We start from the raw sequence: 25,746 nt of genomic DNA on the forward strand, positions 1-25,746 counted from the left end.
CAAATCAGAATCGAAAATCATCAATCATAAATCCTAAAATTCTTAGCGTTTTCTCATCGGAGCCTTCCCCATCATCTTACCACCTTTAGACAGCATCCGCATCATCTTTTTGGATTCTTCAAACTGTTTCAACAAGCGGTTTACATCTTGGATGGTAGTACCACTACCGGATGCAATACGTTTACGGCGAGAACCATTAATTAATTCCGGATTCTCCCGTTCTTCCGGGGTCATCGAGTAAATAATAGCTTCAACTCCCTTGAATGCGTCATCATCAATATCCACGTCTTTCAACGCTCTACCTACACCCGGGATCATGGATGCCAGATCTTTGATGTTACCCATTTTCTTGATCTGTTGTATCTGACTCAAGAAATCATTAAAGTTAAATTGATTCTTGGCAATCTTTTTCTGCAACTTCTTCGCCTCTTCTGCATCAAATTGCTCTTGGGCTTTTTCAACCAAAGAAACAATATCACCCATACCCAAGATACGGTCAGCCATACGTTCGGGATGGAATACATCAAGAGCTTCCAACTTTTCACCCGTACCGACAAATTTGATCGGCTTATTTACCACGGTACGAATAGATAATGCTGCTCCACCACGGGTATCACCGTCCAGTTTGGTCAGAATCACGCCATCAAAGTCCAGACGATCGTTAAATTCCTTCGCTGTATTCACGGCATCCTGTCCGGTCATGGCATCCACCACGAAAAGAGTCTCTTCCGGATCGATCGCTTTCTTGATGGCAGCGATTTCGTTCATCATCTGTTCATCAATAGCCAAACGACCTGCAGTATCGACAATCACCACGTCCTTACCTGTTGCCCGGGCCTCTTTCACGGCATTCAAGGCAATTTTCACCGGATCGTTATTTCCTTCCTCGCTATACACGGGTACTCCGATTTGCTCCCCGAGCACCTTTAACTGCTCGATTGCTGCCGGACGATAAACGTCACAAGCAACCAATAAAGGATGTTTCCCCCGCTTGGTTTTTAATAAATTAGCCAGTTTACCGGAAAACGTTGTTTTACCGGAACCTTGCAGACCCGACATCAAGATAACAGCCGGATTACCTTTTATATTAATATCGACATGAGTACCACCCATCAACTGGATCAATTCATCATGAACGATCTTCACCATCATCTGCCCTGGCTTAACGGCAGTCAGCACGTTCATTCCCAATGCCTTTTCTTTTACCGTATTGGTAAACTCTTTCGCAATCTTATAGTTTACGTCGGCATCCAACAATGAACGTCTCACCTCTTTAAGCGTTTCTGCCACGTTGATCTCGGTGATCTTTCCCTGTCCTTTTAAAATCTTAAACGATTTTTCTAACCTCTCCGATAGATTCTCAAACATAATTTATCAATTGAAATTCGAAAATTGGGAATCAAAATGCTCTTACATCTGATCTCCAAGATTCGCTATTATAACTCTTAATTAATTCATTCCCCGCAAAATTAATAATTTTACCCGAAAACATACATTTTCACTTTCAATTTTACGAGACTCTTCTTTTTACTATTTTCGACTGATGTTCTTCAATACAACAAACGTTTTGTCTATTAACGAGTTATCCACCACAACGGTAAACTCATTGGTGGAAGAAATAACTTCCGTTAAATTGATTCCCTCCCAAGATAACTCCTTCATTATACAATAATAGAAACCGGGTTGAAGTATATTTCCTTTAGGAAGCTTTAGCGTAACGGACGACAAACCGTTCTTTTTGAAAATACATTGTTCTTCCTTAAAATGTTCATCCACCATTCCTTCCATGACCTCACTTACGACTAAGTTGGTTTCAAAAACTCCCTGTACCACCGTGTAGAAGACCTCATCTCTTCGTGCAATGGATTTCAACACTCGGATATGACAATCCATCAAGGTATTTGAATTTTTAAAAGTATAATCACACAAGTTACTCCTTAGGATAATATCCCCCATATTATTCAGCAACTTGTTTAATTGCACCTGTTCACGCACTTGCAAATAAGGAGCCAACCGATTCAATGCCATCACGATTGCACCTGCATTTACCGGCTTTCCCAATAATTTCTCCACTTCTCCCTGTATCTGTCTGGCCAAAGCCGAGATATTAATAATCCCTGCTGCCAAAGATTCCGACAAATAAGGCTTGTGCTTTACGATTCCTTCCACCGCCTGGGCTACACTGATCATGTTAATTGAAAATTGAAAGTTGAAAGTTGAAAATTATCTCTCTCATGATTAATATAATTCGATCCACTCGTAAGCATTTCCCACGTAATTCATGTAACGAATGAAATCTTCCGTTTTTATGGCTAACGAGGCGTGATTGTCATTCGGGTGGAATGACAATCTTTTCGCTTCTTGCAAATGTTTATCTAAAAACACGTACACGTGATGTTCCGTATCATTCAACAAACCGAAAGGGCTAACCGAACCGGGACGTAATCCCAAATATTTCTCCATCCGAGCTTCAGAGGCAAAACTTAATTTACCCTGTTTCAGCATTTTTTCCAGGTCATGAATGGCCATATCATGATCACATTGAAGGATCACCAGATAATGACGATTCCCTTTGTGATTTCTGAAAAACAAATTCTTACAATGCGTACTATCCAGATTTTTCCAATACTGTCTGGCAATCTCTATCGTCGGTGCAGCCGGATGTTCCGTATATTCAAACTCTATCCCCAGAGCTGCCAACGTTTCATATACTTTCTCCTGTCCTACCATGTGCTAATTCTAAATTTAACCATTTTAGATTTTAAATTCATTTCGTTTTCCCTGCCACGTATCCAACTCCTCCAAACGTTTATCCAACTTCGCCGTGAACTCGAAATTTTTAATCCCCCATTGCGGAGCGATTAAATATTCGGAGGGAGATTGATTCACGAAACGTTCCAAGTAAACGTCGGGACGGATTCGCTCAATCACTTCCACGACAAAATCCAAATATTCATCCAACGTGTAAAGGTGGAAAAGAGCCGGATTTTCCAGATATTGTTCTGCCAGACGAGTCCCTTTCACGATTTGCAACTGGTGAAGTTTCAATACATGAATCGGCAATTCACTCAAACGAATGGCTCCCTCCAACATGGATTCACGACTTTCTCCCGGTAACCCGAAAATCAAATGTGCTCCAATCGTTATTCCACGTCCTGCTGTTTCCCGGATAGCCTGCTCCGCAACAGCAAAATCATGTCCCCGGTTCACTTGGCGTAAAATAGTATCATTCACAGACTCCACCCCGTATTCCACGCAGACATAATATCGTTGAGCCAGCCCTCCCAAATAATCCAGAATCTCCTCGTTTACAACATCCGGCCGCGTCCCGACTACCAATCCCGAAATCATCGGATGAGCCAAAGCCTCCTCGTAACGCTGTTTCAACACGTCCAACGGTGCGTATGTATTCGAATACGCCTGAAAATAAGCCAAATATCTTTGCCCATTATACTTTCGGGCAAAGAAATGGATGCCTTCATCGATCTGTTCCGTGATTCCCCGTACGGCTCGACAATAGCCAGGATTAAAACTCTCGTTATTACAGAATGAACATCCTCCCACACCCTTACTTCCATCCCGGTTAGGACAAGTAAAACCTCCATCTATCGACAACTTTTGCACCCTTTCCTGAAAAAGAGTCCTAAAATAAGTCGGATAATCATTATATCGTTTTTTACCGGGTTCAAATTTCATCTGGAACAAAATATTAACAGGTCGCAAAAATAAATATTTATCTGTTTAAAATTTAACAAATCTCTCTAATTTTTTATTAGCACATTCATTTTTACCTAGAAGCGACCTATTTCATACGTTTGCGTGAATTTTAACCATTTTTTTCTATTTATATATTCAAGAAAAAAATTATCTTTGTACTCCAAGATGAAAATTTTGAGAAAAGAATGATCTATAAACAATCACTCCTGAATGTCAGGAGGTAAACGCAAAAATCTAACAGAATTATGAGTACGAAGTACGTTTACACCTTTGGTGACGGAAAAGCAGAAGGAAAAGCAGACATGAGAAACCTGCTAGGTGGTAAAGGCGCCAATCTTGCCGAAATGAATCTCATCGGAGTTCCTGTTCCTGCAGGTTTTACTATTACAACAGAAGTTTGTACCCTTTATAATCAAGAAGGAAGAGACGCTGTCGTAAAATTAATCGAGAATGACGTTAAAGCCGGCATTGCAGCTACAGAAAAGTTAATGAATGCCAAATTTGGATCAAAAGGAGAGGCTTTCCCTCTTTTAGTTTCCGTACGTTCCGGCGCCAGAGTATCCATGCCGGGTATGATGGATACCGTGTTGAACTTGGGAATGAATGATGATGCCGTTAAAATCGTGGCAGAAAAATCAGGTAACGCCAGATTCGCATGGGATTCATACCGTCGTTTCGTACAAATGTATGGAGATGTTGTGATGGGTGTTGCTGCCGGAAAAGGCGAACACAACCCGTTCGAAGTTGAAATTGACAAATTAAAAGCAGAAAAAAATATTTCTAACGACACCGAATTCTCGGCTGAAGACCTGCAAGAACTTGTTCGTCGTTTCAAAATTGTCGTTAAAACCAAAACCGGTAAAGACTTCCCGACCTGCCCGTGGGAGCAATTATGGGGAGCCATCTGCGCCGTGTTCGATTCATGGATGACGGAACGTGCCGTTCTGTATCGTCAGTTGAATCAGATTCCGGAAGAATGGGGTACTGCAGTGAACGTTCAAGCCATGGTTTACGGAAACATGGGTAACAATTCCGCTACCGGAGTTGCTTTCACGCGTGATGCCGCTACCGGAGAAGATATTTTCAACGGAGAGTACCTGATCAACGCCCAGGGAGAAGACGTTGTTGCCGGTATCCGTACCCCGCAGGAGATTACCATTGAGGGATCTCGCCGTTGGGCTAAAATGCAGAATATTTCAGAAGAAGAGCGTGCCGCCAAATATCCTTCATTGGAAGAATCCATGCCAACCGCTTACGCTGAATTAAATGCTGTTCAACAAAAATTGGAAGACTATTTCCACGATATGCAAGACCTTGAATTTACCATCCAAAACGGTAAATTATGGATGTTGCAAACCCGTAACGGGAAACGTACCGGTACGGCTATGGTAAAAATGGCTGTTGACATGCTTGAACAAGGCATGATCAATGAAGAAACCGCACTTCTTCGCCTTGAAGCAGCTAAGCTGGATGAATTACTTCACCCGGTATTCGACAAAGAAGCACAATCCAAAGCAAAAGTATTAACCAAAGGTTTACCGGCATCTCCGGGTGCCGCTTGCGGACGTGTAGTATTCTTTGCTGACGAGGCTGAAGAGTGGAAAAACAGAGGTGAACAAGTAGTATTAGTTCGTTTGGAAACTTCTCCCGAAGATTTACGCGGAATGAATGTTTCCGAAGGAATCCTTACCGCTCGCGGAGGTATGACCTCTCACGCGGCCGTTGTTGCCCGCGGTATGGGTAAATGCTGTGTTTCCGGAGCCGGAGAAATCGTTGTTGATTACCACAAACGTACCTTTACCGTGAAAGGCATTACCATCAACGAAGGCGACTGGATCTCTTTGAATGGTTCTACCGGAGAAGTTTACTTGGGCAAGGTTGCCACAGCGGAAGCCTCTCTGGATCATGATTTCAAAACCATCATGGATTTGGCAGAGAAACACACCCGTATGTACGTAAGAACCAATGCTGACACACCTCGTGATGCCAAAGTAGCACGTGATTTCGGTGCCAAAGGTGTTGGTCTTTGCCGTACAGAACACATGTTCTTCGAGGGAGACCGTATCGATGCAATGCGTGAAATGATTTTGTCTGATACCGTTGAACAACGTCGTATTGCTTTGTCCAAAATCCTTCCGATGCAAAGAAGTGACTTCGAAGGAATCCTTGAGGCTATGGACGGGTTTGGAGTTACCATCCGTTTGTTAGACCCGCCATTACACGAATTCACCCCGAATGAACCGGAATCTCAAAAATACATGGCTGAAAAACTGGGTATTTCAGCAGAAGTTGTTAAAGAAAAAGTGGAGGCTCTACACGAATTCAACCCGATGTTAGGCCACCGTGGTTGCCGTTTAGGTATTACTTACCCAGAAATCACCGAAATGCAGGCCCGTGCCATCATTGAAGCGGCTTGTAACTTGAAACTGAAAGGCTTCAACCCCAAACCGGAAATCATGGTCCCGCTGGTTGGTACCGTGAAAGAATTAAAACAACAAGCGAACATCATCCGTTGCACAGCCGATGTGGTATTCGCAGAAAAAGGAGTGAAAGTAGATTACATGGTAGGAACCATGATCGAAATTCCCCGTGCTGCATTAACCGCAGATCAGATTGCTGAAGTTGCCGAATTCTTCTCATTTGGTACCAACGACTTGACACAAATGACTTTCGGATACTCTCGTGATGACGCTGGTAAATTCTTACCGGAATACATCAAGAAAGGTATCTTGAAGACCGATCCGTTCGCTGTATTGGATCAAGAAGGTGTTGGACAATTAGTTCAAATGGGTGCCCAAAAAGGACGTTCAACCAACAGCAAGTTGAAACTTGGAATCTGTGGAGAACATGGTGGAGAACCCTCTTCCGTGATCTTCTGTGACAAAGTGGGTATGGACTACGTTTCATGTTCACCGTTCCGTGTGCCTATCGCTCGTTTGGCCGCCGCACAGGCTGCCATCATGCATGCGAAAAAATAAAAACAGACATATCAAGGAAATAGCTTGGGAAATTCCCAAGCTATTTTTTTACACGTTATCCAAGTTTCACACCCCATCCGTACAAACACATTTCATCAAGTAACGTGGAACTTATGCTTTAACACTCCTTCTAAAGCAACAAACCATATCACATTTTTACTTGCAACTTCCCCACATTAACCCTATCTTTGTCAAAAGATTAATTTAAAACGCCATGCAACAAAATATAGAACATCCCGAAAATGACGCTTGTTACGAAAGTTTAGCCGTAAATAAAGGCATCGAACAACCGGATCCGGTGAATCCGGCTATTGCAGAAAGACTAAAACATTTAAAGAAAAAAACGCTGACTGCAGATGAATACGTAACCGGGATCTTCCGGGGAGACATCAATATTTTAAGCCAAGCCATCACCCTTGTGGAAAGCGCCCGCATCGACCACCAAGCCATGGCGCAGGAGGTTATTAACCGGTGCCTCCCGAACACGGGCAAATCCGTCCGTATCGGAATCACGGGAGTACCCGGAGCTGGGAAAAGTACCTTCATCGAAGCTTTTGGAAAATTCCTCACGCAAGAGGGGCACAAGATCGCCGTACTGGCCATCGACCCCAGTAGTGAACGTTCAAAAGGAAGCATCCTGGGAGACAAAACCCGCATGGAAGAATTATCATGCGACCCGCATGCCTACATTCGTCCTTCCCCATCAGCAGGCTCTTTAGGTGGCGTCGCTCGCAAAACAAGGGAAGCCATGCTATTATGCGAAGCTGCCGGATTTGATATCATCCTGATCGAAACCGTGGGAGTCGGACAAAGTGAAACCGCCGTACACTCCATGGTCGACTTCTTCCTGCTAGTACAGATTGCCGGTGCGGGAGACGAATTACAAGGAATCAAGCGAGGAATCATGGAGATGGCCGACAGTATCATCATCAACAAAGCAGATGGAAACAACATCACCCGTGCAGAACTCGCTAAAGTTCAGTTACAAAATGCACTTCATCTGTTCCCGCCTCACGAATCCGGCGTAGAACCCAAAGTGATGACCTGTTCCGCCTACGAGAAAACCGGAATAAAAGAAATATGGGAAAACATACTACATTACTGCAGTGAAACCCAACAAAACAAATATTTCGATATCCGTCGCAGTGAACAAGCCAAATATTGGATGTATGAAACCATCGATGAACAACTGAGAAATCGTTTCTATCAAAGTCAAAAAGAACAAATAAAAGAAGCGGAAGAAAAAGTGCAGCACAACGAAGAAAGTTCCTTCGCCGCCGCATTCCGCTTGTTAGACAACTATTTCAAAAAAGACACGCAACTATAATTGCAACAATACAGTCTAAAAAAATTCAACGTCCGCCTCTAGGGTTCCCCATGGCACGTACAAGAACATATTATACCCCCGTCGGCATCGCCCAAGCGATGCCGGGGACATGTTCAATTCATTTAAACTTACCCGCGAAAATTCGGAATCTCAGCTAACATTTGAAATTTTCCATCCCCGGAAATTTCCCCGCAAAAATGCAGACACCCGTTCGTTATCGCGATAAAACGAGCTGCAATAGACAAATTATACTGGAATGCCTGATCAAAAACAACTTGCGACAAGGCCACCGAGGGCGCCTTACACTCCACAATAAGATAAGGAACCGCCTGCCGATCATAACACACCAAATCAAAACGCCGCTTCATGCCACACACTTGAATCTCTTTCTCGACAGCAATCAGCTGGGCAGGATACCCCTTACTCTCGATCAAAAAATGAATAAAATGCTGCCTCACCCACTCTTCCGGAGTCAACACGACATATCTTTTCCGGATAATATCGAAAATCCAGACCTGCCCGTTCTGCTTTTTCACCTTGTACTCGAAAGGAGGTAAGTTCAAACTTTTCACGCGATCACTTTTTATCTTTTCTTACTTTCAACAAACTACTATCCCCATAACTCAAAAAACGGAAATCGTGAGCCAAGGCATAATCATACACTTTGTGCCAATCATCCCCGATAGCCGCCGCTACCAATAATAATAATGTACTCTGCGGCTGATGGAAATTGGTAAACATCGCCGTAATCACCCGGTACGAATAACCGGGAACAATAATAATCGTAGTCTTCGCCTTCAACAACTCGGCATCCCGCTCATCAAACCAGCCCAGCAAAGCCGTCATCGACTCTTTCAACGAATAACCGGAAGGTAAGTCGTAAGCTTCCCACTGTCCCAAGGAATTGAAATTCTCGTCTCCCAAAATTCGTTTCACCCCCATCCAATACAAACTTTCCAGCGTACGGACGGATGTAGTTCCCACGGCAACTATATTTTCCGGATGAGCACGCAAATGCTCCACGACCTCCCGCCGAACGGAAATGTGTTCCGTGTGCATATCGTGTCCCCCGATGGTCTCGCTTTTCACGGGACGAAATGTTCCCGCTCCCACGTGCAAGGTCAACTCCTCGATCGTTATCCCTTTTTCCCGCAAGGCTTTCAACACGGGGATACTGAAATGCAACCCGGCAGTCGGGGCGGCCACCGATCCCTCGTTCTTGGAATACACCGTTTGGTAGCGAATCTTGTCATCCTCTTCCGACTCCCGGTTCAAGTATGGCGGAATCGGGATACGCCCGCAACACTCCAGCACTTCACTGAAACTGGCCGGGGTGTCCCACGTAAATTCCACGATAACATCATTTTCTTCGCGACACTTCAACGTGGCAGCCAACTGATACTCTTTCCCCTCAAACCGGTAATGGCAAAAAATTGTCCCCTCCTTCCATTTCTTCAAGTTTCCGACCATACACTTCCACTCGCACCTCCCGTAAGCAGCAAAACTCTGCACGTAGTCAGAAGGCCGGTAGGGTTCCAAACAGAAAACCTCAATTACAGCTCCCGTAACTTTCTGAAAAAGCATCCGGGCATAAATCACCTTCGTGTTATTAAACACCAACATCTTCCCGGCATCCAGGATTTCCGGCACCTCGTAAAAATGCCTCTCTTCAATCCTGCCCTCCTCATAAATCAACAACTTCGACGCCTCCCGATTTTCCAAGGGAAACTTGGCAATCCGCTCGTCGGGCAAATCATACGTGTAATCCTCAATCCTAATTTCTTTTAGCTTCTCTACCATGTCTCGAGAATTTTCGATGGCCATTTTTTTTGTCATTCGGCAATAATATCTTACTTTTAAGGCTGCAAAAATAATGATAAATAACGAAAAATAGGAAATGAGATATTCCATTCTCAAATTTTCCGACCGACAACATGATGAACATGAAAACAAAAAAAGATATTGTGGAGGATTGGTTACCCCGGTACACGGGACGGGCTTTGGAAGATTTTTCAAAACATATCATCCTCACCAACTTTGATTACTACCTGGAACTATTCGCAGAAAAATTCAACGCACCCATCATCGGGGAGGATAAAAACATGCCCAATGTCTCGCACGACGGGATCACCATGATCAATTTCGGAATGGGCAGTGCTAACGCTGCCACCGTTTTGGACTTACTTTCCGCCATCGAACCGGAAGCCGTACTATTCATCGGGAAATGCGGGGGACTGAAAGCCAAGCACCATGAAGGGGACTACATCCTTCCCATTGCCGCCATCAAAGGAGAGGGAACATCCAACGACTACATGCCCAAAGAAGTCCCTGCCCTACCCTCTTTCAGCGTCCAGAAAGCCTGTTCAAAAATCATCACAAACCATGACAGGCAATACTACACGGGAGTCGTGTACACCACCAACAGACGAGTATGGGAATTCGACGAGAATTTCAAAGAATACCTGATAAAAACACGCGCCTTGGCCGTGGACATGGAAACCGCAACGATATTCACCGTCGGATTCGCCAACCGCATACCGACGGGAGCCTTACTCCTGATATCCGACAGACCCATGATCTCCGACGGTATAAAAACATCAGAATCAGATAAAATCGTCACGCAAAACTTCGTCCGGCAACACCTCGACATCGGCATTGAAACCATGCAATACATCAAGGATAAAAATTATTCCATGAGGCATCTCATTTTTTAAATATTATGTCGTATTTTCGTTGTCAAATTAATTGCATATGCTGAAGGGACTATTTTACATCTTTTTAGGAATCATGCTGGCCTGCTCATGTGACAGCAAAAGTAAAAAACAAAACGAACAGGAAGCAAACACCCCCACCAACGTGAATGATTCCAACGCCATTGCCAAAATTGAATTTCCCCAAAAATCATTCAACTTTGGCGACCTGCAAGAAGGAGAAATCGTCTCGCACACGTTCCATTTCAAAAACACGGGCACCAAAAGCCTTGTCATTCACAACGTGGAAGCCAGTTGCGGTTGCACCACCCCCAAGTATGACAAAAAACCGATTCCTCCCGGAGGAGAAGGAAAAATCGAAGTTGAATTTAACTCTTCGGGCAGATATGGTAAACAATACAAAGTAATTAATATCTTTGCAAACGTTCCGGAAAAAGTGATTGAACTAAAAATAATCGCAAATATCAAGAATAAATAAAAAAGTAAAATTATGAACACAATTTTCATGTTAACATTACAACAAACGGCTACACAAGGTAATGCATTCATGCAATTCTTACCTCTTATATTAATTGTCATCGTATTCTGGTTCTTCATGATCAGACCCCAGATGAAAAGACAAAAAGAATTGAAAAAATACCGGGATGAGTTGAAAAAAGGCGACAAAGTCATGACTACCGGCGGTATCTTCGGGAAAATTGTCGAGATCAACGACTTTACCGTTATCATTGAAGTAGAAAGTCAAGCCAGATTAAAAGTAAGCAAGGAAGCCATCGTGAAAGACATGACGGACGTTCCGGCTAGCAAATAATTTTAGTTACAGGTTACAAGTTCTCCGGTTACAAATTTCGTTCTTTGTACCTTGCAACTTGTAACCTGCAACTTGTAACTCTTCCAGCCTATGCGTGGTCTTATCGGTAAAATACTCGGTTATTTCGGTTCATCCCAAGAACTGCACATCAAGCGTAACGTGATCACATACGGTGTCTGCGTTATCATCGCAACCGTCCTGTGGTTTCTAAACGCGCTGAACAAAGAGTACACCACGGAAATTTCTTACCCGATAAAGTACACGGAACTTCCCAAGGGAAAACTACTTGTTTCCGAGCCGCCGAAAGAAATGACATTAACAATAAAGGCGCACGGCTTCGCCCTACTGCGTTACAGCATCAGCACCTCCTTCTTACCCATCGTCCTCAACGTAAACTCGTTGTTGGACAAAAAAGACCTGCTGGAATACACCATAAACACGTCCGAGATAAAAGACCGCATCACCACCCAGTTGAACACGGACATACAGCTAATATCCATCAAACCGGAGAGCATCACATTTAAATTCTCCCGGTTCGAAAGTAAAAGAGTCCCGGTTATTCCCCGGGTCGAGTACACGTTAAAACGCCAGTACATGCTGAAAAACGATATTTCTGTCACTCCCGATCACGTGGACATCAGTGGACCGGCCTCTATCCTTGACACGCTAAAAGCGGTGTACACGGAACCCCTTTCCTTAAAAGACCTCTCCAAAGACGTGACCAAAACCGTCCGGTTTGAAGACATCTACGGGACACAGATCAACGAAAACGACGCGAAAATCAAGATAGAAGTAGAACGCTTCACGGAATCGAAAAAAACAATTCCCCTCGTGGTCAAAAATCTCCCGGACTCACTTTTGATCCGTCTATTCCCTCACGCGATAGACGTGACATTCGACGTGGGACTAAGTCGCTATGAAGTAGTCTCCGACACCAGCTTCTCATTCTACGTGGACTACACCCAAATCAAGAACAACCCGGCAGCTTTGAAAATTCAAATCGAGCGATCACCCCGTCACATAAAAGACCTGGTATTCACCCCGGAAACCGTTGAATATCTTATCGAAAAGAAAAAATAAGCCCATGCTGAAAATTGGTTTGACAGGAGGCATCGGAAGTGGAAAATCCACGATAGCCAAAATCATCGAGACATTGGGATACCCCGTGTATATCAGTGACTCCAAAGCATCCGAACTAATCAACCGGGATCAAGAAATCAAAAAACATTTAACCGAACTATTCGGCAACAACATTTACCAACCCGACGGGCTACTGAACAAAAAACGCCTGGCAGAAATCATATTCAATGACAAAGAAGCCATCAAACAAGTAAATGGCATCGTCCATCCCGCCGTAACACGGGATTTCACGACATGGTGTTCAACACAACGGAGCCCGCTCCTGTTCTTTGAATCAGCCATCCTTTTTGAAGCAAAACTCGAAAATCTCTTCGATTACATCATTCTCATCACGGCAGACATAGAAACCCGCGTGGAACGAGTGATCTCAAGAGACGCCACCACCCGGGAAAAAGTCATTGAACGTATAAACAATCAAATGCCCGATGAAACAAAACAATCAAAATCGGATTTCGTAATTTACAACAACAATGATGACAAAGTGATCCGACAAATCCTTTCCATCATTCACCAATTAAACAACATTCATTCAAAACAAACATAGTATGGCAAAATACGGAAAATGGATAGGAGCCGGTTTAGGATTTGTCATGGGAGGTCCCATAGGAGCCCTATTCGGTTATTTCATCGGCTCCACGTTCGACACGGCAACAATGGTAACATCCGCCCCGGGGAATGATCCGGGAACCCGTCCCACGGGAAGAGGTGATTTTCTGTTAAGCCTTGTCGTTCTCGCGACCGCCTTGATGAAAGCCGATGGAAAAGTAACCCGAAACGAATTGGATTACGTGAAAAAATTCTTCCGGGACAACTTCGGACTAGAAGGAGAGCGTGAAGCCTTGGCCATCATCAAAGATCTATTGAACAAAGACATCGAGATCGACCAAGTTTGTATCCAGATCCGCGTGAACATGAACGTCTATTCTCGCACTCAACTACTATACTTTCTGTTCGGACTGGCCAAGGCAGACGGAATGGTATGCCAACACGAGATATCCCTGCTGGACAAAATAGCCAACTTATTGGGAATCGATTCAACCACCTACCAGTCAGTCAAAGCCATGTACTACGACGATTTGGACTCCGCTTACAGCATCCTGGGCATTCACTCCTCCGCTACCGACGAGGAAGTAAAAAAAGCTTACCGGAAAATGGCCATCGAAAACCATCCGGACAAAGTAGGATACATGGGTGAAGATATTCGCAAAGCTGCAGAGAAAAAATTCATGGCCATCAACGAGGCTTACGAAAAAATCAAAAAACAACGGGGCATCAATTAGTCGGACAAGAGAGAATGATATAAAAAAATAAGTATTTCATTACTTTTACTTTTAAACATTGATTCGTACTTTTGCCCACCAATAACAAAACACAAAAAGAAAGCAATATGTTGAAAGAAATTTTATCCATATCAGGAAAACCCGGCTTATACAAGTTGATCAATAACACCGCCAATGCCTTGATTGTAGAATCATTACTTGACGGGAAACGCTTTCCTGCATATTCTAACGCTAAAATTATCGCCCTCGAAGATATTTCAATTTACACGGAAGATGAAGACATGCCTCTGAAAACCGTGTTCAAACGTATGTATGAAAAAGAAGAGGGTAAACCGGCTATCAACCACAAAGAATCAGCCGATGTGATCACGGATTACATCAAATCTGTCATCCCGGAATATGATGCAGACCGCGTATACGTTTCAGACATGCGGAAAATGATCCAATGGTACAACTTACTATTAGACAAAAACCTTCTGAACTTCGACGAACCGGAAGAAGAAAAAAAAGAAGAGTAAGTTTATAAAGTTTGAACGTTTATAAACCTTATAAACGTTCAAACTTTACAAACCCATCACCCACCCATGGCAAACGACTACTTCCAATTCAAGCAATTCACCATTCGACAAGAAAAATGTGCCATGAAAGTCGGCACGGACGGTGTTCTTCTAGGAGCTTGGGCTGACGTAACCCAGGCACGGCGTTTGCTTGATATCGGTACGGGCACCGGACTGATAGCCATCATGGCAGCACAACGCAACCCCGAATTAATCATTGACGCGATTGAAATTGACCCGGCGGCTTTTGAACAGGCGCAAGAGAACGCGAACAATACCCCCTGGCGGGAACGCATCCACATTTTTCAAGGCAAAGTACAAACATTTGCACCCGCATACAAATACGACACCATCGTTTGTAACCCGCCTTTCTTTATTAATTCGACCAAAAATCCGGCACACAATCGCACCTTGGCCCGACATTGCGAAACACTATCGCACGAGGACATTCTCCAAGTCAGCGACCATCTACTACTACCGGAAGGCAAACTCTGTGTCATACTACCTGTTAACGAAGCCAAACAATTCCTAGAACTCGCTCAAAACAAAAAATGGTTTCTTAACAAATTGACAACCGTCTACCCCACCCCCGACAAAGCCCCCAAACGTCAGCTCATCGAACTCTCGAAAATAAAAAAACACCTCGTAGAAAATTCGATAACACTTGAAATAGAGAGACATGTACTTCACGAAAGCTATGCCAACCTGACCAAGGACTTTTACTTGAAACTCTGATCCCCGAAGGTTTATCCTATTTCACATCTTCACCAGGATTTAAATCTCCTTACAGAAAAGATTAACGATCTATTAACTATCGAATATAGGAATACCCCCTATCTTTGTAATGTAGAAAACAGATAGAAGACACAGTTTTTTTTCATAAGTTTGTATGTTTAGGTTAGTAGTTAGTAATTAAATAAGAGATCGCCCCATCGGTCTCTTATTTTTTTTTATTACTTTTAACCACGAATTAGGTTGCAATTATTTTTTGTTGTCAAATTTATATATTATTATGCAAACAACTGTCTCACTAGGTATTGATATTGGAGGAACCAATATTGCATTCGGCCTCATTGATAAAAGCGGTAACTGTCTGGCAAACGGATCTTTACCCACAACGGCATACAACACACCACAAGCTTTTGTCCAAGACTTGTACAAAACCGTGAAAAAAGAACTAACCCAATTAGACGTGCAACTTGTCGGCATCGGGGTGGGCGCTCCCAACGGAAACTACTTCAACGGAACCATCGAAAACGCGGCAAACTTATCTTGGAAAGGAACCATCCCGATGGTAGAACTCCTGAATAGACAATTTAACGTCCCGGCTTTTATCACGAATGACGCGAAAGCAGCCGCTATCGGAGAAATGGTATACGGCGGGGCAAAAGGCATGAAAGACTTCGTCGTGATCACGCTGGGAACAGGTCTGGGAAGTGGTATCGTGGTAAACGGCAAACTCGTGTACGGGCATGACGGTCTGGCTGGCGAAGTCGGTCACACGCTGGTTTGTGGCGGGGATAGATACTGTAATTGCGGACGCCGGGGATGCTTGGAAACCTACGCCTCCGCCACCGGAATAAAACGTACCGCCTGCGAATTACTCGCCCTCGAAAATACACCCAGCACACTAAGAGATATTCCTTACACGGAAATCTCGGCCAAAAAAGTATACGACGCGGCACAAAAAGGCGACCCGATCGCCTTGGAAGCCTTCCGGATCACGGGCGAGCAGTTGGGAAAAGCACTGGCCAACCTGGTAGCCATCACCAGCCCGGAAGCCATATTCCTTCAAGGAGGGGTAGCGAATGCCGGAGAATGGCTTTTCAAAACCACGCAGGAACAAATGGAAGCCAACATGCTGTACATATTCAAACAAAAAATTAAAATACTTCGTTCATCACTTCCCACGAATGCAGCCATTTATGGAGCATCCGCGCTTGTATGGACCGAATTAAACAACTAGACATTGATAACCATGAGAACACGACTCCTTCTACTTCTGTTTTGTTTCACCGGCCTTTTGGCATCTTGCCAGAGGGAAAAAGAAACTCGAGTAACGGACTTTGTTGACCCCTTCATCGGCACTGCCGGTCAGGGACATTGCTTTCCCGGGGCTACCGTCCCGTTTGGTGGAATTCAACTCAGCCCGGATAATCCAAGAAGTGCTTGGGAATGGTGTTCCGGTTACCATTACAGCGACAGCATCATATCCTCGTTTTCCCATTCGCATCTAAGCGGAACGGGAATCGGGGACTTGCAAGACATCCGCTTGCTACCCGTTACAACCCGTCCGCGACCGGATGAACACGCGATCGACTTCATCGAGAAAGGATATGCCAAATTCTCCCATGCCAACGAAACGGCAGAGCCGGGATATTACAGCGTAACCTTCGACAACGGAATCAAAACCGAGCTAACGGCAACCCCGCGTTGCGGGATGCACGCCTACCAATACCCGGAAAACTCCGTGCACGGGTTGACTCTTGACTTGACAACCGCGCGCAATTGGGACCGGACCGTGATGACCTCGATCAAGAAAATCAACAACCGGACCATACAAGGATACCGGAAATCAACCGGGTGGGCAAAGGATCAGCACGTCTACTTCTTCATGGAATTCTCCCAAGATGTAGACATCTGGGCAGGAAGCGACACGCTGAAATTATTAAAAAACGGACAGAAACTCGTCTCCAACCAAGGGTACGCCTTCATTGATCTCGGAACAACCACCAACAAGGTCCTCGTGAAAGTAAGCCTCTCATCCGCGAACTGCGAGGGGGCTGCCGCCAACCTAGATAAAGAACTTTCTCATTGGAGCTTCGACAAAGTAAAACGAGAAGCAAAACAACAATGGAAACGTATCCTATCCCGCATCAAAGTGGAAGGTGCCAACAAAGAAGAAACGAGAGTTTTTTACACGGCACTATACCATGCCTACCTGGCTCCCTACCTCTTCTCTGACGTGCACGGGAATTACAAAGGACCGGACGGAGAAATTCACAGCGTGGGCAAAGCAAACCAATACACCGTATTCTCATTGTGGGACACCTTCCGTGCCACTCATCCCCTGTTCACGATCACCCAGAAAGACAGGGTAAATGACATGATCAAATCATTTATCCGTCATTACGAAGCGTACGGTTTACTCCCGAGATGGGAACTCATGGGGAATGAAACGTATTGCATGATCGGGAATCACGCCATACCCGTCATCACGGAAGCATACCTGAAAGGCATTCGGGACTTCGATGTCGAAAAAGCCTATGAAGCCATGAAAGAAACCTCACTATCGCGAGGAGATGGGTTGGGCCTCTTCAGAACCTACAATTACATACCCTGCGACCTGGAAAAAGAATCGGTTGCCAAAACCCTCGAATACGCTTACGACGACTGGTGCATGGCTCAAATGGCCAAAGCCTTGAACAAAGAAGACGATTACCTGTTCTTCATAAAAGCTTCCAAAAACTACAAAAACGTATTCGACGCCACCACCGGATTCATGCGGGCAAAACTTTCCAACGGGAACTGGAAAACACCCTTCTCCCCGTTCGCCTCGGCTCACCGGGATGATGACTACACCGAAGGAAACGCGTGGCAATACTCGTGGCTTGTGCCACACGACGTGGAGGGACTTATCGCATTACACGGGGGAAAAACCGCCTTCGCCAACAAACTGGACAGCCTGTTCACCCTTCACTCCATCATCGAGGGGACAACGTCTCCCCCGACATCAGCGGACTGATCGGACAATACGCCCAAGGGAATGAACCCTCCCACCACGTGGCTTACCTGTTCAATTACACGGACACCCCCTACAAGACACAATATTACGTGGATAAAATCAGACGGGAACTCTACACGGATCGTCCCGACGGCATTTGCGGCAATGAAGATTGCGGACAAATGTCGGCATGGTACATCTTCTCAGCCATGGGCTTCTATCCCGTGAACCCGAGCGACGGGAAATACCAACTGGGCACCCCACTGTTCAAGAAAGTAACGATCAAACTGGGACAAGACCGCAAATTTGTCATCCAAGCAAACCGGGAAAACGACCGCTACATCTACGTGAAGGAAGTTTTACTAAATGGCGACAAACTCGACCGCACTTGGATCACCCATGACGAAATCATGAATGGCGGGAAATTGGAATTCGTGTTGACCCCCGAAATCCCCCAAAAATAAAAAATAGAAACAAGGAAATGAAAAACATCGGAGTCATTCTAGCCGGAGGTTCCGGACGACGGTTAGGAAGCGAGCTACCCAAACAATTCATCGTAATTGCCGGGAAAACCGTATTGGCACACACGCTTCATACATTCGAAAAACATGAACGCATTGATGAAATCATCCTTGTCGTACATAAAGATTACATCAAGGAAACGGAAGAAATCGTTCGCCTCGAAGGATTTCAAAAAGTAAAGCACATCGTCCCGGGCGGCAAAGAACGTTATCACTCCACCCTCGCCGCCTTAAACGTGTACAAAGACGAGCCTTGCCATTTAATCATCCACGACGCTGTCCGCCTGCTGGTCACGTCGCGAATCATCGATCATGTCATTGAAGCCCTCGAAAGCCACGCCGCCTGTACCGCGGCCATCCCTTCAACCGACACGATATTGCAAAGCGACACCTCTCGCCAATTCGTGGACAACATCCCGGACCGCTCCACGCTCTTCCAAGTCCAGACCCCTCAAGGATTTCATTCCGACATCCTAACGGAAGCCTACAACAAAGCTTTATCAGACCCCGAGTTCTTCAGCACGGATGACTGCGGGGTGGTTAAACGATACCTACCGGAGACTCCCATTAAAATAACCCAAGGTTTGCCATTTAATATTAAATTAACCTATAAAGAAGATCTTTCTATCATAGAAAGGTTACTTTTGTCCGAATTAAAATAATGCCCCGCGTAAAACAGCAACATGAAAAAAATATCATTATTCCTCTTCCTCTTCTTACTATTCTTTTACACACAGGGACAAAAACGAAGTGTCGATTACAAAACCTCACTTACCGGATTCGTGGCAAGCCAAAACACGTTACCCTTTTGGGCTATAAACAACAAACATGGATTGATACCCAATGGCCATGGGGCCCTACTGGAAGTCGGTCTTTTCTCCGACTTCACGAACCGTCATAAAATTCAATTTGCTTACGGTGTATCAGTTGCCGGATTCTTATCCCGCCCGGACAACCACCTGATTTTAGATCAACTATATGCACGTGCTCGCTGGCGTAACCTTCGCCTAGACCTCGGCATGATCCATCCCGCAGAAGAATACCAGGGCATATCCTCCACAAACGGCAATTTCATCCGTTCCGGAAATGCCCGAACCTTCCCGGGCTACAACCTGAATAGCGAATACATGAAAATTCCCTGCACCCAAGGCATTTTATCCATCAAATTCAACTGGGCCGACTACATGATGATTGACGATCGCTACGTGAAAGACACCCGTCTGCATAACAAATCCGTGTTTTTAAAAATAAAACCCCACCAACGCTGGGAAATCATCGTCGGCCTTGAACATTGGGCCCAATGGGCAGGGACCTCTCCCGACAAGGGTAAACAACCCTCCTCATTCCATGATTACCTCCGCATCATTTGTGCCAAAGAAGGAGGCATCGGAGCGAGCGTCAGCGACTCGATCAACGCTTTGGGCAATCATTTGGGAAGAGAACATTTGGCCATTAACTATTTGGCAGACAACTACACCCTCTCTTTCTACCACGACATCCCTTTTGAAGATGGTTCGGGCACCGATTTCCGTTCCTTTCCGGATGGGACCTACTGTTTTTATTACGGTTCCAAGAAAAAGGATCAATGGATCACGGACATTATCTACGAATTCTATTACACGAAATATCAATCCGGCTCCCGGCATGATCGGCCCGCCACGCCAAAAGAAATGGAGAAACAAGACCCGAAGAGTCATTTTTATGGCCGGAAAGTACTGGGTGGATGTGATAACTACTTCAACAATGGCGAGTATCGAAGCGGGTGGACGTTATACGAAAGAGTCATCGGCAGCCCTTTCATGACGCCCGGCCTTTCCGGCAACATCACCCGCATTATCAACAACCGCGTTGTAGCCCACCACGTCGGGATGAAAGGCAGGGCATGGCAAACCACCCCCTATAAACTCATGCTCTCCTACTCCAGGAATTACGGTACTTACGGGAATCCCATGAAAAAAAATCAACTCTCCGGGGCCTTGGAAATCACCTTGCCATTCAAGAACTTACCGTTTGCCGTGGAAACGGGTATCTACGGCGATCTAGGTGACTTGTTTAAAGACAATTTCGGGTTCACGATTAAACTTAGTCGCAAGGGCAAACTCCTTAAATAACACAACTCCGACACCAATAATTGACAGGGTAAACAGTGGTTTGTCCCTGCAAAACGAGTATTCTATTGGAATTCCTACCCGATAGAGCTATTACCTTGTCATCAAGTTGATATCATAAATGAATCACAATGTTAACATTTACCATTTTAGTCTAATATTTTGCATTTATAATAGGAGCGGAATGGGAGGAGAATGGGAGCGGAATGGGAGCGGCTCGCAAGATGATACCAACATGATGGCATTTTAATAGCTATATGTTACATTAATTCACATTGATCTCTTATCGAAAACGACTACATCTATGAATGTGCAAATATAAGGTCTAGAAGCATTTTTAAGGTAATAACAAAATTAAATACATTCCCGTACGATAATCACAAACAGCTAACATTCAATCAATTAACAACACCTAAAAAAGATATAGGAAAAAAATTGTGTTAGGCAAAAATGATATTATCTTTGTAGATTAATAAATGAACATTCATTATAAATCAAAATGAAGAGGATTATTATCTGTATGCCTAATTTTATCGGGGATTCAATAAATACAATTCCTGCAATTGAATTAATCTGGCAAACCTTTCCTCAAGCACAGATTACCTTATTGGGTCCTTCTTTCTTGAAAGAATTGTTCAAATATGATCCTAGAATTTCTAACATAATTGTTTCTAACAAGAAGAAAAAGAATTATTTCAAAAATATTTTTGCCATATCGAGGGGCAGGTATGATTGGGGAATTTTATTTACGAATACGTTTATGACGGCCTTGTTATTGAGGCTTGCATTTGTGAAACGACTTGTTGGCTATAAAAATGAATGTAGAGGTTTTTTGTTGAATTTCAAACGTCCTTTGAATCGTAACGTGCACTATATTAATCGATATGCCATGCTCGTTAATGAATGGTTGGGGAATAAGTTCACTTATTTACCACCCTTGAAATTGTATTATAAACAAGAACGTAATTTTCATTTCGCGAATAATAATCCCATCATAGGATTGTATTTAGGCGGAACGAATAAAAAGTTTCGTCGTTATCCGGAGGAGCAGGCTGTTGCACTATTGAGGATGTTGCGGAATTATAATTTAGTCTTCATTGGAGACGCCAATGATGCCGTTACACAGTCCTCTTATGTACAAAAAGCCGGGATCGACAACGTTTTAGACTTGTCGGGAAAAACATCCGTGGGGGAATTGGTGACAAGTATCGCGAATATGGATGTATTGATCACGATCGATTCGGCAGCCATGCATATTGCAGCGGCGGTAAAAACAGCATTCATCGCACTTCTTGGATTATCTACGAGTCCTACCTCCACCATTCTCCCAAGGACGCAAGCAAGCGTGTTTTTAAAGATTGAAAATAACCTGATCAATGAAGCGGATTATATAAAGAATATTACTCCGGAAATTATTTGCAAAAATGTGGATATGTTAGTAAATAGAACGAAAAATAGAAATGATGCCCAACAAGGAATGTAATTCTCAACATTTAGTGAAAATTGTTATTCCCATTTATAAAACTGATTTGAATGTTTATGAAACAGTCTCGTTGAATCAGGTTGTAGATGTTTTAAAAAATTACACGAAAATTATTATTAAACCCACGAATCTTGATGTGAAAGCTATACTTGACAAATATGATAATCAATTTGACGTTCAAGATTTCGATGACGATTATTTTACAGATCTCGTTGGCTACAATCGGTTGATGTTATCTCCTGAATTTTATGGACGCTTTGAGGATTCTAAATATATTTTGATATATCAATTGGATGCATTTGTTTTTCGTGATGAGCTGGCCTATTGGTGTAGCTTGAATTACGACTACATAGGAGCTCCTTGGTTAAACAAGCGAAAATATCAGCAACCGTGGATGAAAGCATTTTTGAAAATCAGGGGAGGCATTTATTCTATTTTGAAGATAAAGCACCGTCAGCAATGTTTCTATAAAGTAGGTAATGGAGGATTTTCATTGCGGAAGACCGATTCATGTTACAGGATGACGGTTGCCAAACAAAAATTGATCCGGTATTATCTTCAACACGTTCGGGAAAGCAGCCGGTATAATGAAGATGTATTTTGGGGAATAGAAGCGATTAAAGACGATAACTTTATTATTCCTTCTTGGTCTGAAGCTCTCGGTTTTTCCTTTGATCTATTCCCGGAGATAGGTTTCAAACTTTCCAAGGGGCATCTTCCTTTTGGTTGCCACCGTTGGTATAAGGAGTTAAAATTTTGGAACAAATATATTTCGATAAAACCAGAAAATTGAAATTGTTTTTTACTAAAATGAGCATGAAAAGAATACAGGAAATATGTTTTTTAGTAAATGGATTTTTACTAGGTAGTTTAGCTCCTTTATACGGGAAAACATTTAATTATTTTCTCCTTTTCATGGTTCTTTTTCATGCGGTTACTCAGTGGAATTCTTTCGTAAAAGAGTTGCGCGTAGGGAAGAAATATATTCTCGTGTTTGGCATTTATTTTATTTATATTTTAGTGCAATCTTTGTTCATGACGTGGGGTTGTACATTCACAGATAAGCCATATTACGGGATATTTGAAGATTTGTTGCTCAATTTTATTTTGATTCCGATATACGTTGTTTCTTTAAAAGAATACTTGACTCCCCGATTGCTTGCACGTTTTCTTTTCTTATTTTGTACCGGATGTTTGCTATTAAATATATATGTCATTTTTGATCTTGTCGGGATTAGTTTATTTACAGACACTTCATCCGCTATTAATTTCCTGTATGCAAATCGTTTGGGTGAAAATAAACTGGATTTTTTAGGGGGTAATTTATACTTGGAGCCCCAAACACTTCATATGGCTTTGACCGCGTTAATCGCTTACTTCTTGATTTTTATTTACAGGAATAAAGGGGTAAAAATTCTTTCAGGAATAATGTTTTTATTGCTTACGATTTTTTTGTCGTTTACAGTAACCAAAGCCGGTATTCTAGCTTTCATTTTAGGTTTTGGGATTATAAACTTCTACCTCTTAAAACATAGCTCGTTCCGTGTGCGTTCGGCAATACTTATCGGGATCGTGTTATTGGTTCCTATATTTGGAATCTTCGTGTTTGATGGTTTGAAGGAAAAATATAAAGAGCGTACGGAGGAGATCAAGAGAGAAGTTGAAAATGTAAAACGAGGTGTATACGCCGGAGGAACGATAGCCCCTCGCATCGGTTTTATACGAGAAAGTTTCATTCATGTTGACGAGTTCGGTGTTTGGGGATTGGGAATATACGCTAAACATAGAGTAAACCAGTGGCTTCAGTCCTCGAAAGATGGATTGGGGGCATTTACCAATGTGCACAATTCATTTATACATTATTGGATTCAAGGTGGGGTTTTGGGTTTGGCAATGATCGTATTTCTTTTTTGTGCTCCTCTCTATCGCATGTTAAGAACGCAGAAAGTTTCTTGGTTGATATGTGCTTTACTTGTTATTATATTCGTGATGAATAATACATGCATTTTGTTAGCGCTAAATAATTCAAGATTAATGATTTTACTATTATTAGGTATGTTCTATTTTTATGGAGATGTTTTCTGGCGATTGGAAAAAGGTGATTGCTAGATGAATATTTCTATCCTATTTTGTTAACAAGCGTTAAACATTAGATTATCTTCATACATTTTTGCTTTTCATGTGTAACAAGGGTATATGACGAAAATGATGATGAAAGAATTAAATAAATTAATTGTAAAAGATATCTTTAATTGCTTATCGGAAGAAGATGCCGAGAGATTACGAGTTTTGCGTATCGAATGGCATATTGACGACAAGGCTTACGAGCGGTTAAAGGCCATGATCACGAGTCGAGATGTTCATGAACGGATAGAGCATGCGAGACGCGAACCGAATAGATGGATCCGAATGGTGCGTTATGCAGCGGTGTTGATTCTACCGCTGTGTGTTGCTATTTATCTTTTGTTGCACGAGGAAAGCAACCCGCAATCGCAACTAATGGCACGAAGCCAGGTAGAGGATAAATTACCTATCCCGATACGGAAACAACCGACATTGGTGTTGGATGATGGTTCTGTGTTGCAACTTCATCGTGCAAATGAAGAACGGGAGGTGACGTCTAACGCGATAACGAATGGTAACGAGTTGATTTATTCGAAAAAAGACAAAACGGCGGAAGGTGAAGAAGTGGCATACAACACGGTGGTCACGCCCCAAGGAGGTGAGTATCATGTGGTGTTGGCCGATGGAACAAAAATTTGGTTTAATGAAGAGACTCGATTGAAGTTTCCGGTAGATTTTGTCGGAGAGGTGCGTGAGGTATTCTTAGATCGAGGTGAGATCTATCTGAATGTGGCAAAAGACGAGGAACACCCGTTTATCGTACACACGGAAAATGGAGACGTGCGGGTATTGGGCACGGAGTTTAACGTGAAGTGTTTGTCGGCAGACCGGATGTTTACCACGTTGGTCAAGGGAAGCGTGCAAGTGAAGAGAGCGGATGCAGAAGTTTTGTTACACCCGAACCAGCAAGCGGAAGTAGGGAATGTGGTGAACGTGATCACGGTGACGGACGTGGACGTGGAAGAGATTATTTGTTGGAAGGACAACATGTTCTTTTTTAAAGACGTGGAGTTGGAGACGATATTGGAAAAATTGGCAGAATGGTATGGCTTCACTGTTTTTTATGAAAATGCAGAAGCAAAGCAGGAGAAATTTTTTGTACGTGTGGATAAATACGAGGAGGTGGATAAGATTTTGGAAGTGATTTCGGAGGTCGGTAATGTCAAATTTAAAATTAAAGGAAAAGTAGTAACAGTGTATGAATAAAGAAAGCGAGTGCTACCAACACTCGCCTCTCTATGCCGAAAAGGCATAAATGTTAAATT

The 25,746-nt window shown here is 43.4% G+C and carries 25 protein-coding genes; 19 read left to right on the forward strand and 6 right to left on the reverse strand.

The window, feature by feature from the left end; genetic code table 11:
- Positions 1-42 precede the first annotated feature (42 nt).
- The 4 genes from ffh to D8S85_RS08540 all read right to left on the reverse strand — a co-directional run bounded on the left by ffh (position 43) and on the right by D8S85_RS08540 (position 3,696).
- A complete protein-coding gene (gene ffh, locus D8S85_RS08525) occupies positions 43-1,368 on the reverse strand; it encodes a signal recognition particle protein (RefSeq protein ID WP_106480325.1) in 1,326 nt (441 codons plus the stop codon).
- A 162-nt stretch (positions 1,369-1,530) separates the two neighbouring features.
- Positions 1,531-2,190 carry an aspartate kinase gene (locus tag D8S85_RS08530; RefSeq protein ID WP_106480326.1) on the reverse strand — a complete coding sequence of 220 codons (660 nt, stop codon included), beginning with the start codon at positions 2,188-2,190 and terminating at the stop codon, positions 1,531-1,533.
- Between the two features lie 48 nt (positions 2,191-2,238).
- On the reverse strand, positions 2,239-2,730 hold the full coding sequence (locus D8S85_RS08535; RefSeq protein WP_106480327.1) for a prolyl-tRNA synthetase associated domain-containing protein: 492 nt from the start codon (positions 2,728-2,730) through the stop codon (positions 2,239-2,241).
- A 24-nt stretch (positions 2,731-2,754) separates the two neighbouring features.
- Positions 2,755-3,696, reverse strand: a complete 942-nt coding sequence (locus D8S85_RS08540; protein WP_106625036.1) for a TIGR01212 family radical SAM protein — start codon at positions 3,694-3,696, stop codon at positions 2,755-2,757.
- 266 nt (positions 3,697-3,962) lie between these two features.
- On the opposite strand from D8S85_RS08540, the gene ppdK reads away from it, so the two are divergent.
- On the forward strand, positions 3,963-6,695 hold the full coding sequence (gene ppdK, locus D8S85_RS08545; protein ID WP_127074970.1) for a pyruvate, phosphate dikinase: 2,733 nt from the start codon (positions 3,963-3,965) through the stop codon (positions 6,693-6,695).
- Between the two features lie 214 nt (positions 6,696-6,909).
- Positions 6,910-8,022, forward strand: a complete 1,113-nt coding sequence (gene meaB, locus D8S85_RS08550; protein ID WP_228423167.1) for a methylmalonyl Co-A mutase-associated GTPase MeaB — start codon at positions 6,910-6,912, stop codon at positions 8,020-8,022.
- Positions 8,023-8,150: 128 nt separating this feature from the next.
- Here meaB and D8S85_RS08555 read toward each other — a convergent pair whose 3' ends face one another.
- Both D8S85_RS08555 and D8S85_RS08560 read right to left on the reverse strand, forming a co-directional pair.
- On the reverse strand, positions 8,151-8,594 hold the full coding sequence (locus D8S85_RS08555) for a type I restriction enzyme HsdR N-terminal domain-containing protein (protein ID WP_106480340.1): 444 nt from the start codon (positions 8,592-8,594) through the stop codon (positions 8,151-8,153).
- Between the two features lie 4 nt (positions 8,595-8,598).
- Positions 8,599-9,822, reverse strand: a complete 1,224-nt coding sequence (locus tag D8S85_RS08560; protein WP_172726492.1) for an S-adenosylmethionine:tRNA ribosyltransferase-isomerase — start codon at positions 9,820-9,822, stop codon at positions 8,599-8,601.
- 143 nt (positions 9,823-9,965) lie between these two features.
- On the opposite strand from D8S85_RS08560, the gene D8S85_RS08565 reads away from it, so the two are divergent.
- From D8S85_RS08565 to D8S85_RS08640, 17 genes are all read left to right on the forward strand, one after another.
- Positions 9,966-10,736 (forward strand): AMP nucleosidase, encoded by a 771-nt coding sequence (locus D8S85_RS08565; RefSeq protein ID WP_106625040.1) that lies wholly within the window; start codon positions 9,966-9,968, stop codon positions 10,734-10,736.
- Positions 10,737-10,773: 37 nt separating this feature from the next.
- Positions 10,774-11,211, forward strand: a complete 438-nt coding sequence (locus D8S85_RS08570; protein ID WP_106480341.1) for a DUF1573 domain-containing protein — start codon at positions 10,774-10,776, stop codon at positions 11,209-11,211.
- A 12-nt stretch (positions 11,212-11,223) separates the two neighbouring features.
- Complete coding sequence (gene yajC, locus D8S85_RS08575; RefSeq protein ID WP_181951152.1) at positions 11,224-11,544, forward strand: preprotein translocase subunit YajC; 321 nt, start codon at positions 11,224-11,226, stop codon at positions 11,542-11,544.
- Between the two features lie 90 nt (positions 11,545-11,634).
- On the forward strand, positions 11,635-12,624 hold the full coding sequence (locus tag D8S85_RS08580; RefSeq protein WP_106480342.1) for a CdaR family protein: 990 nt from the start codon (positions 11,635-11,637) through the stop codon (positions 12,622-12,624).
- 4 nt (positions 12,625-12,628) lie between these two features.
- Positions 12,629-13,228, forward strand: a complete 600-nt coding sequence (gene coaE / locus D8S85_RS08585) for a dephospho-CoA kinase (RefSeq protein ID WP_127074971.1) — start codon at positions 12,629-12,631, stop codon at positions 13,226-13,228.
- 1 nt (position 13,229) lies between these two features.
- A complete protein-coding gene (locus D8S85_RS08590) occupies positions 13,230-13,964 on the forward strand; it encodes a TerB family tellurite resistance protein (RefSeq protein WP_106480344.1) in 735 nt (244 codons plus the stop codon).
- Positions 13,965-14,071: 107 nt separating this feature from the next.
- The gene (locus D8S85_RS08595; RefSeq protein ID WP_106480345.1) at positions 14,072-14,482 is read left to right on the forward strand and encodes a DUF5606 family protein; all 411 of its coding nucleotides are present in this window, start codon (positions 14,072-14,074) and stop codon (positions 14,480-14,482) included.
- A 66-nt stretch (positions 14,483-14,548) separates the two neighbouring features.
- A complete protein-coding gene (locus D8S85_RS08600; protein ID WP_106480346.1) occupies positions 14,549-15,256 on the forward strand; it encodes a tRNA1(Val) (adenine(37)-N6)-methyltransferase in 708 nt (235 codons plus the stop codon).
- 277 nt (positions 15,257-15,533) lie between these two features.
- A complete protein-coding gene (locus tag D8S85_RS08605; RefSeq protein WP_106480347.1) occupies positions 15,534-16,487 on the forward strand; it encodes an ROK family protein in 954 nt (317 codons plus the stop codon).
- Between the two features lie 12 nt (positions 16,488-16,499).
- Positions 16,500-18,266 (forward strand): GH92 family glycosyl hydrolase, encoded by a 1,767-nt coding sequence (locus D8S85_RS08610; RefSeq protein ID WP_262708598.1) that lies wholly within the window; start codon positions 16,500-16,502, stop codon positions 18,264-18,266.
- The gene (locus D8S85_RS22090; protein ID WP_262708604.1) at positions 18,266-18,709 is read left to right on the forward strand and encodes a glycoside hydrolase family 92 protein; all 444 of its coding nucleotides are present in this window, start codon (positions 18,266-18,268) and stop codon (positions 18,707-18,709) included. Before D8S85_RS08610 ends, D8S85_RS22090 begins: the two co-directional genes overlap by 1 nt.
- A gap of 17 nt (positions 18,710-18,726) precedes the next feature.
- Positions 18,727-19,428, forward strand: coding sequence for a 2-C-methyl-D-erythritol 4-phosphate cytidylyltransferase (gene ispD / locus D8S85_RS08615; RefSeq protein WP_106480349.1), 702 nt, complete (start codon positions 18,727-18,729; stop codon positions 19,426-19,428).
- Positions 19,429-19,449: 21 nt separating this feature from the next.
- Positions 19,450-20,877, forward strand: a complete 1,428-nt coding sequence (locus D8S85_RS08620; protein WP_228423168.1) for a capsule assembly Wzi family protein — start codon at positions 19,450-19,452, stop codon at positions 20,875-20,877.
- A 496-nt stretch (positions 20,878-21,373) separates the two neighbouring features.
- Positions 21,374-22,357: a glycosyltransferase family 9 protein gene (locus D8S85_RS08625; protein WP_106480350.1), complete on the forward strand. Its 984-nt coding sequence runs from the start codon at positions 21,374-21,376 to the stop codon at positions 22,355-22,357.
- Positions 22,335-23,150, forward strand: coding sequence for a DUF5672 family protein (locus D8S85_RS08630; protein ID WP_240648918.1), 816 nt, complete (start codon positions 22,335-22,337; stop codon positions 23,148-23,150). The genes D8S85_RS08625 and D8S85_RS08630 overlap by 23 nt, the downstream gene beginning before the upstream one ends.
- Before the next feature lie 557 nt (positions 23,151-23,707).
- Entirely contained in the window at positions 23,708-24,466 is a 759-nt protein-coding gene (locus tag D8S85_RS21485; protein ID WP_172726493.1) for an O-antigen ligase family protein, read from the forward strand.
- Positions 24,467-24,553: 87 nt separating this feature from the next.
- On the forward strand, positions 24,554-25,687 hold the full coding sequence (locus D8S85_RS08640; protein WP_106480353.1) for a FecR family protein: 1,134 nt from the start codon (positions 24,554-24,556) through the stop codon (positions 25,685-25,687).
- The last annotated feature ends 59 nt before the right edge of the window (positions 25,688-25,746 follow it).

It is taken from the genome of Butyricimonas faecalis (assembly GCF_003991565.1).
Lineage (GTDB): Bacteria > Bacteroidota > Bacteroidia > Bacteroidales > Marinifilaceae > Butyricimonas > Butyricimonas faecalis.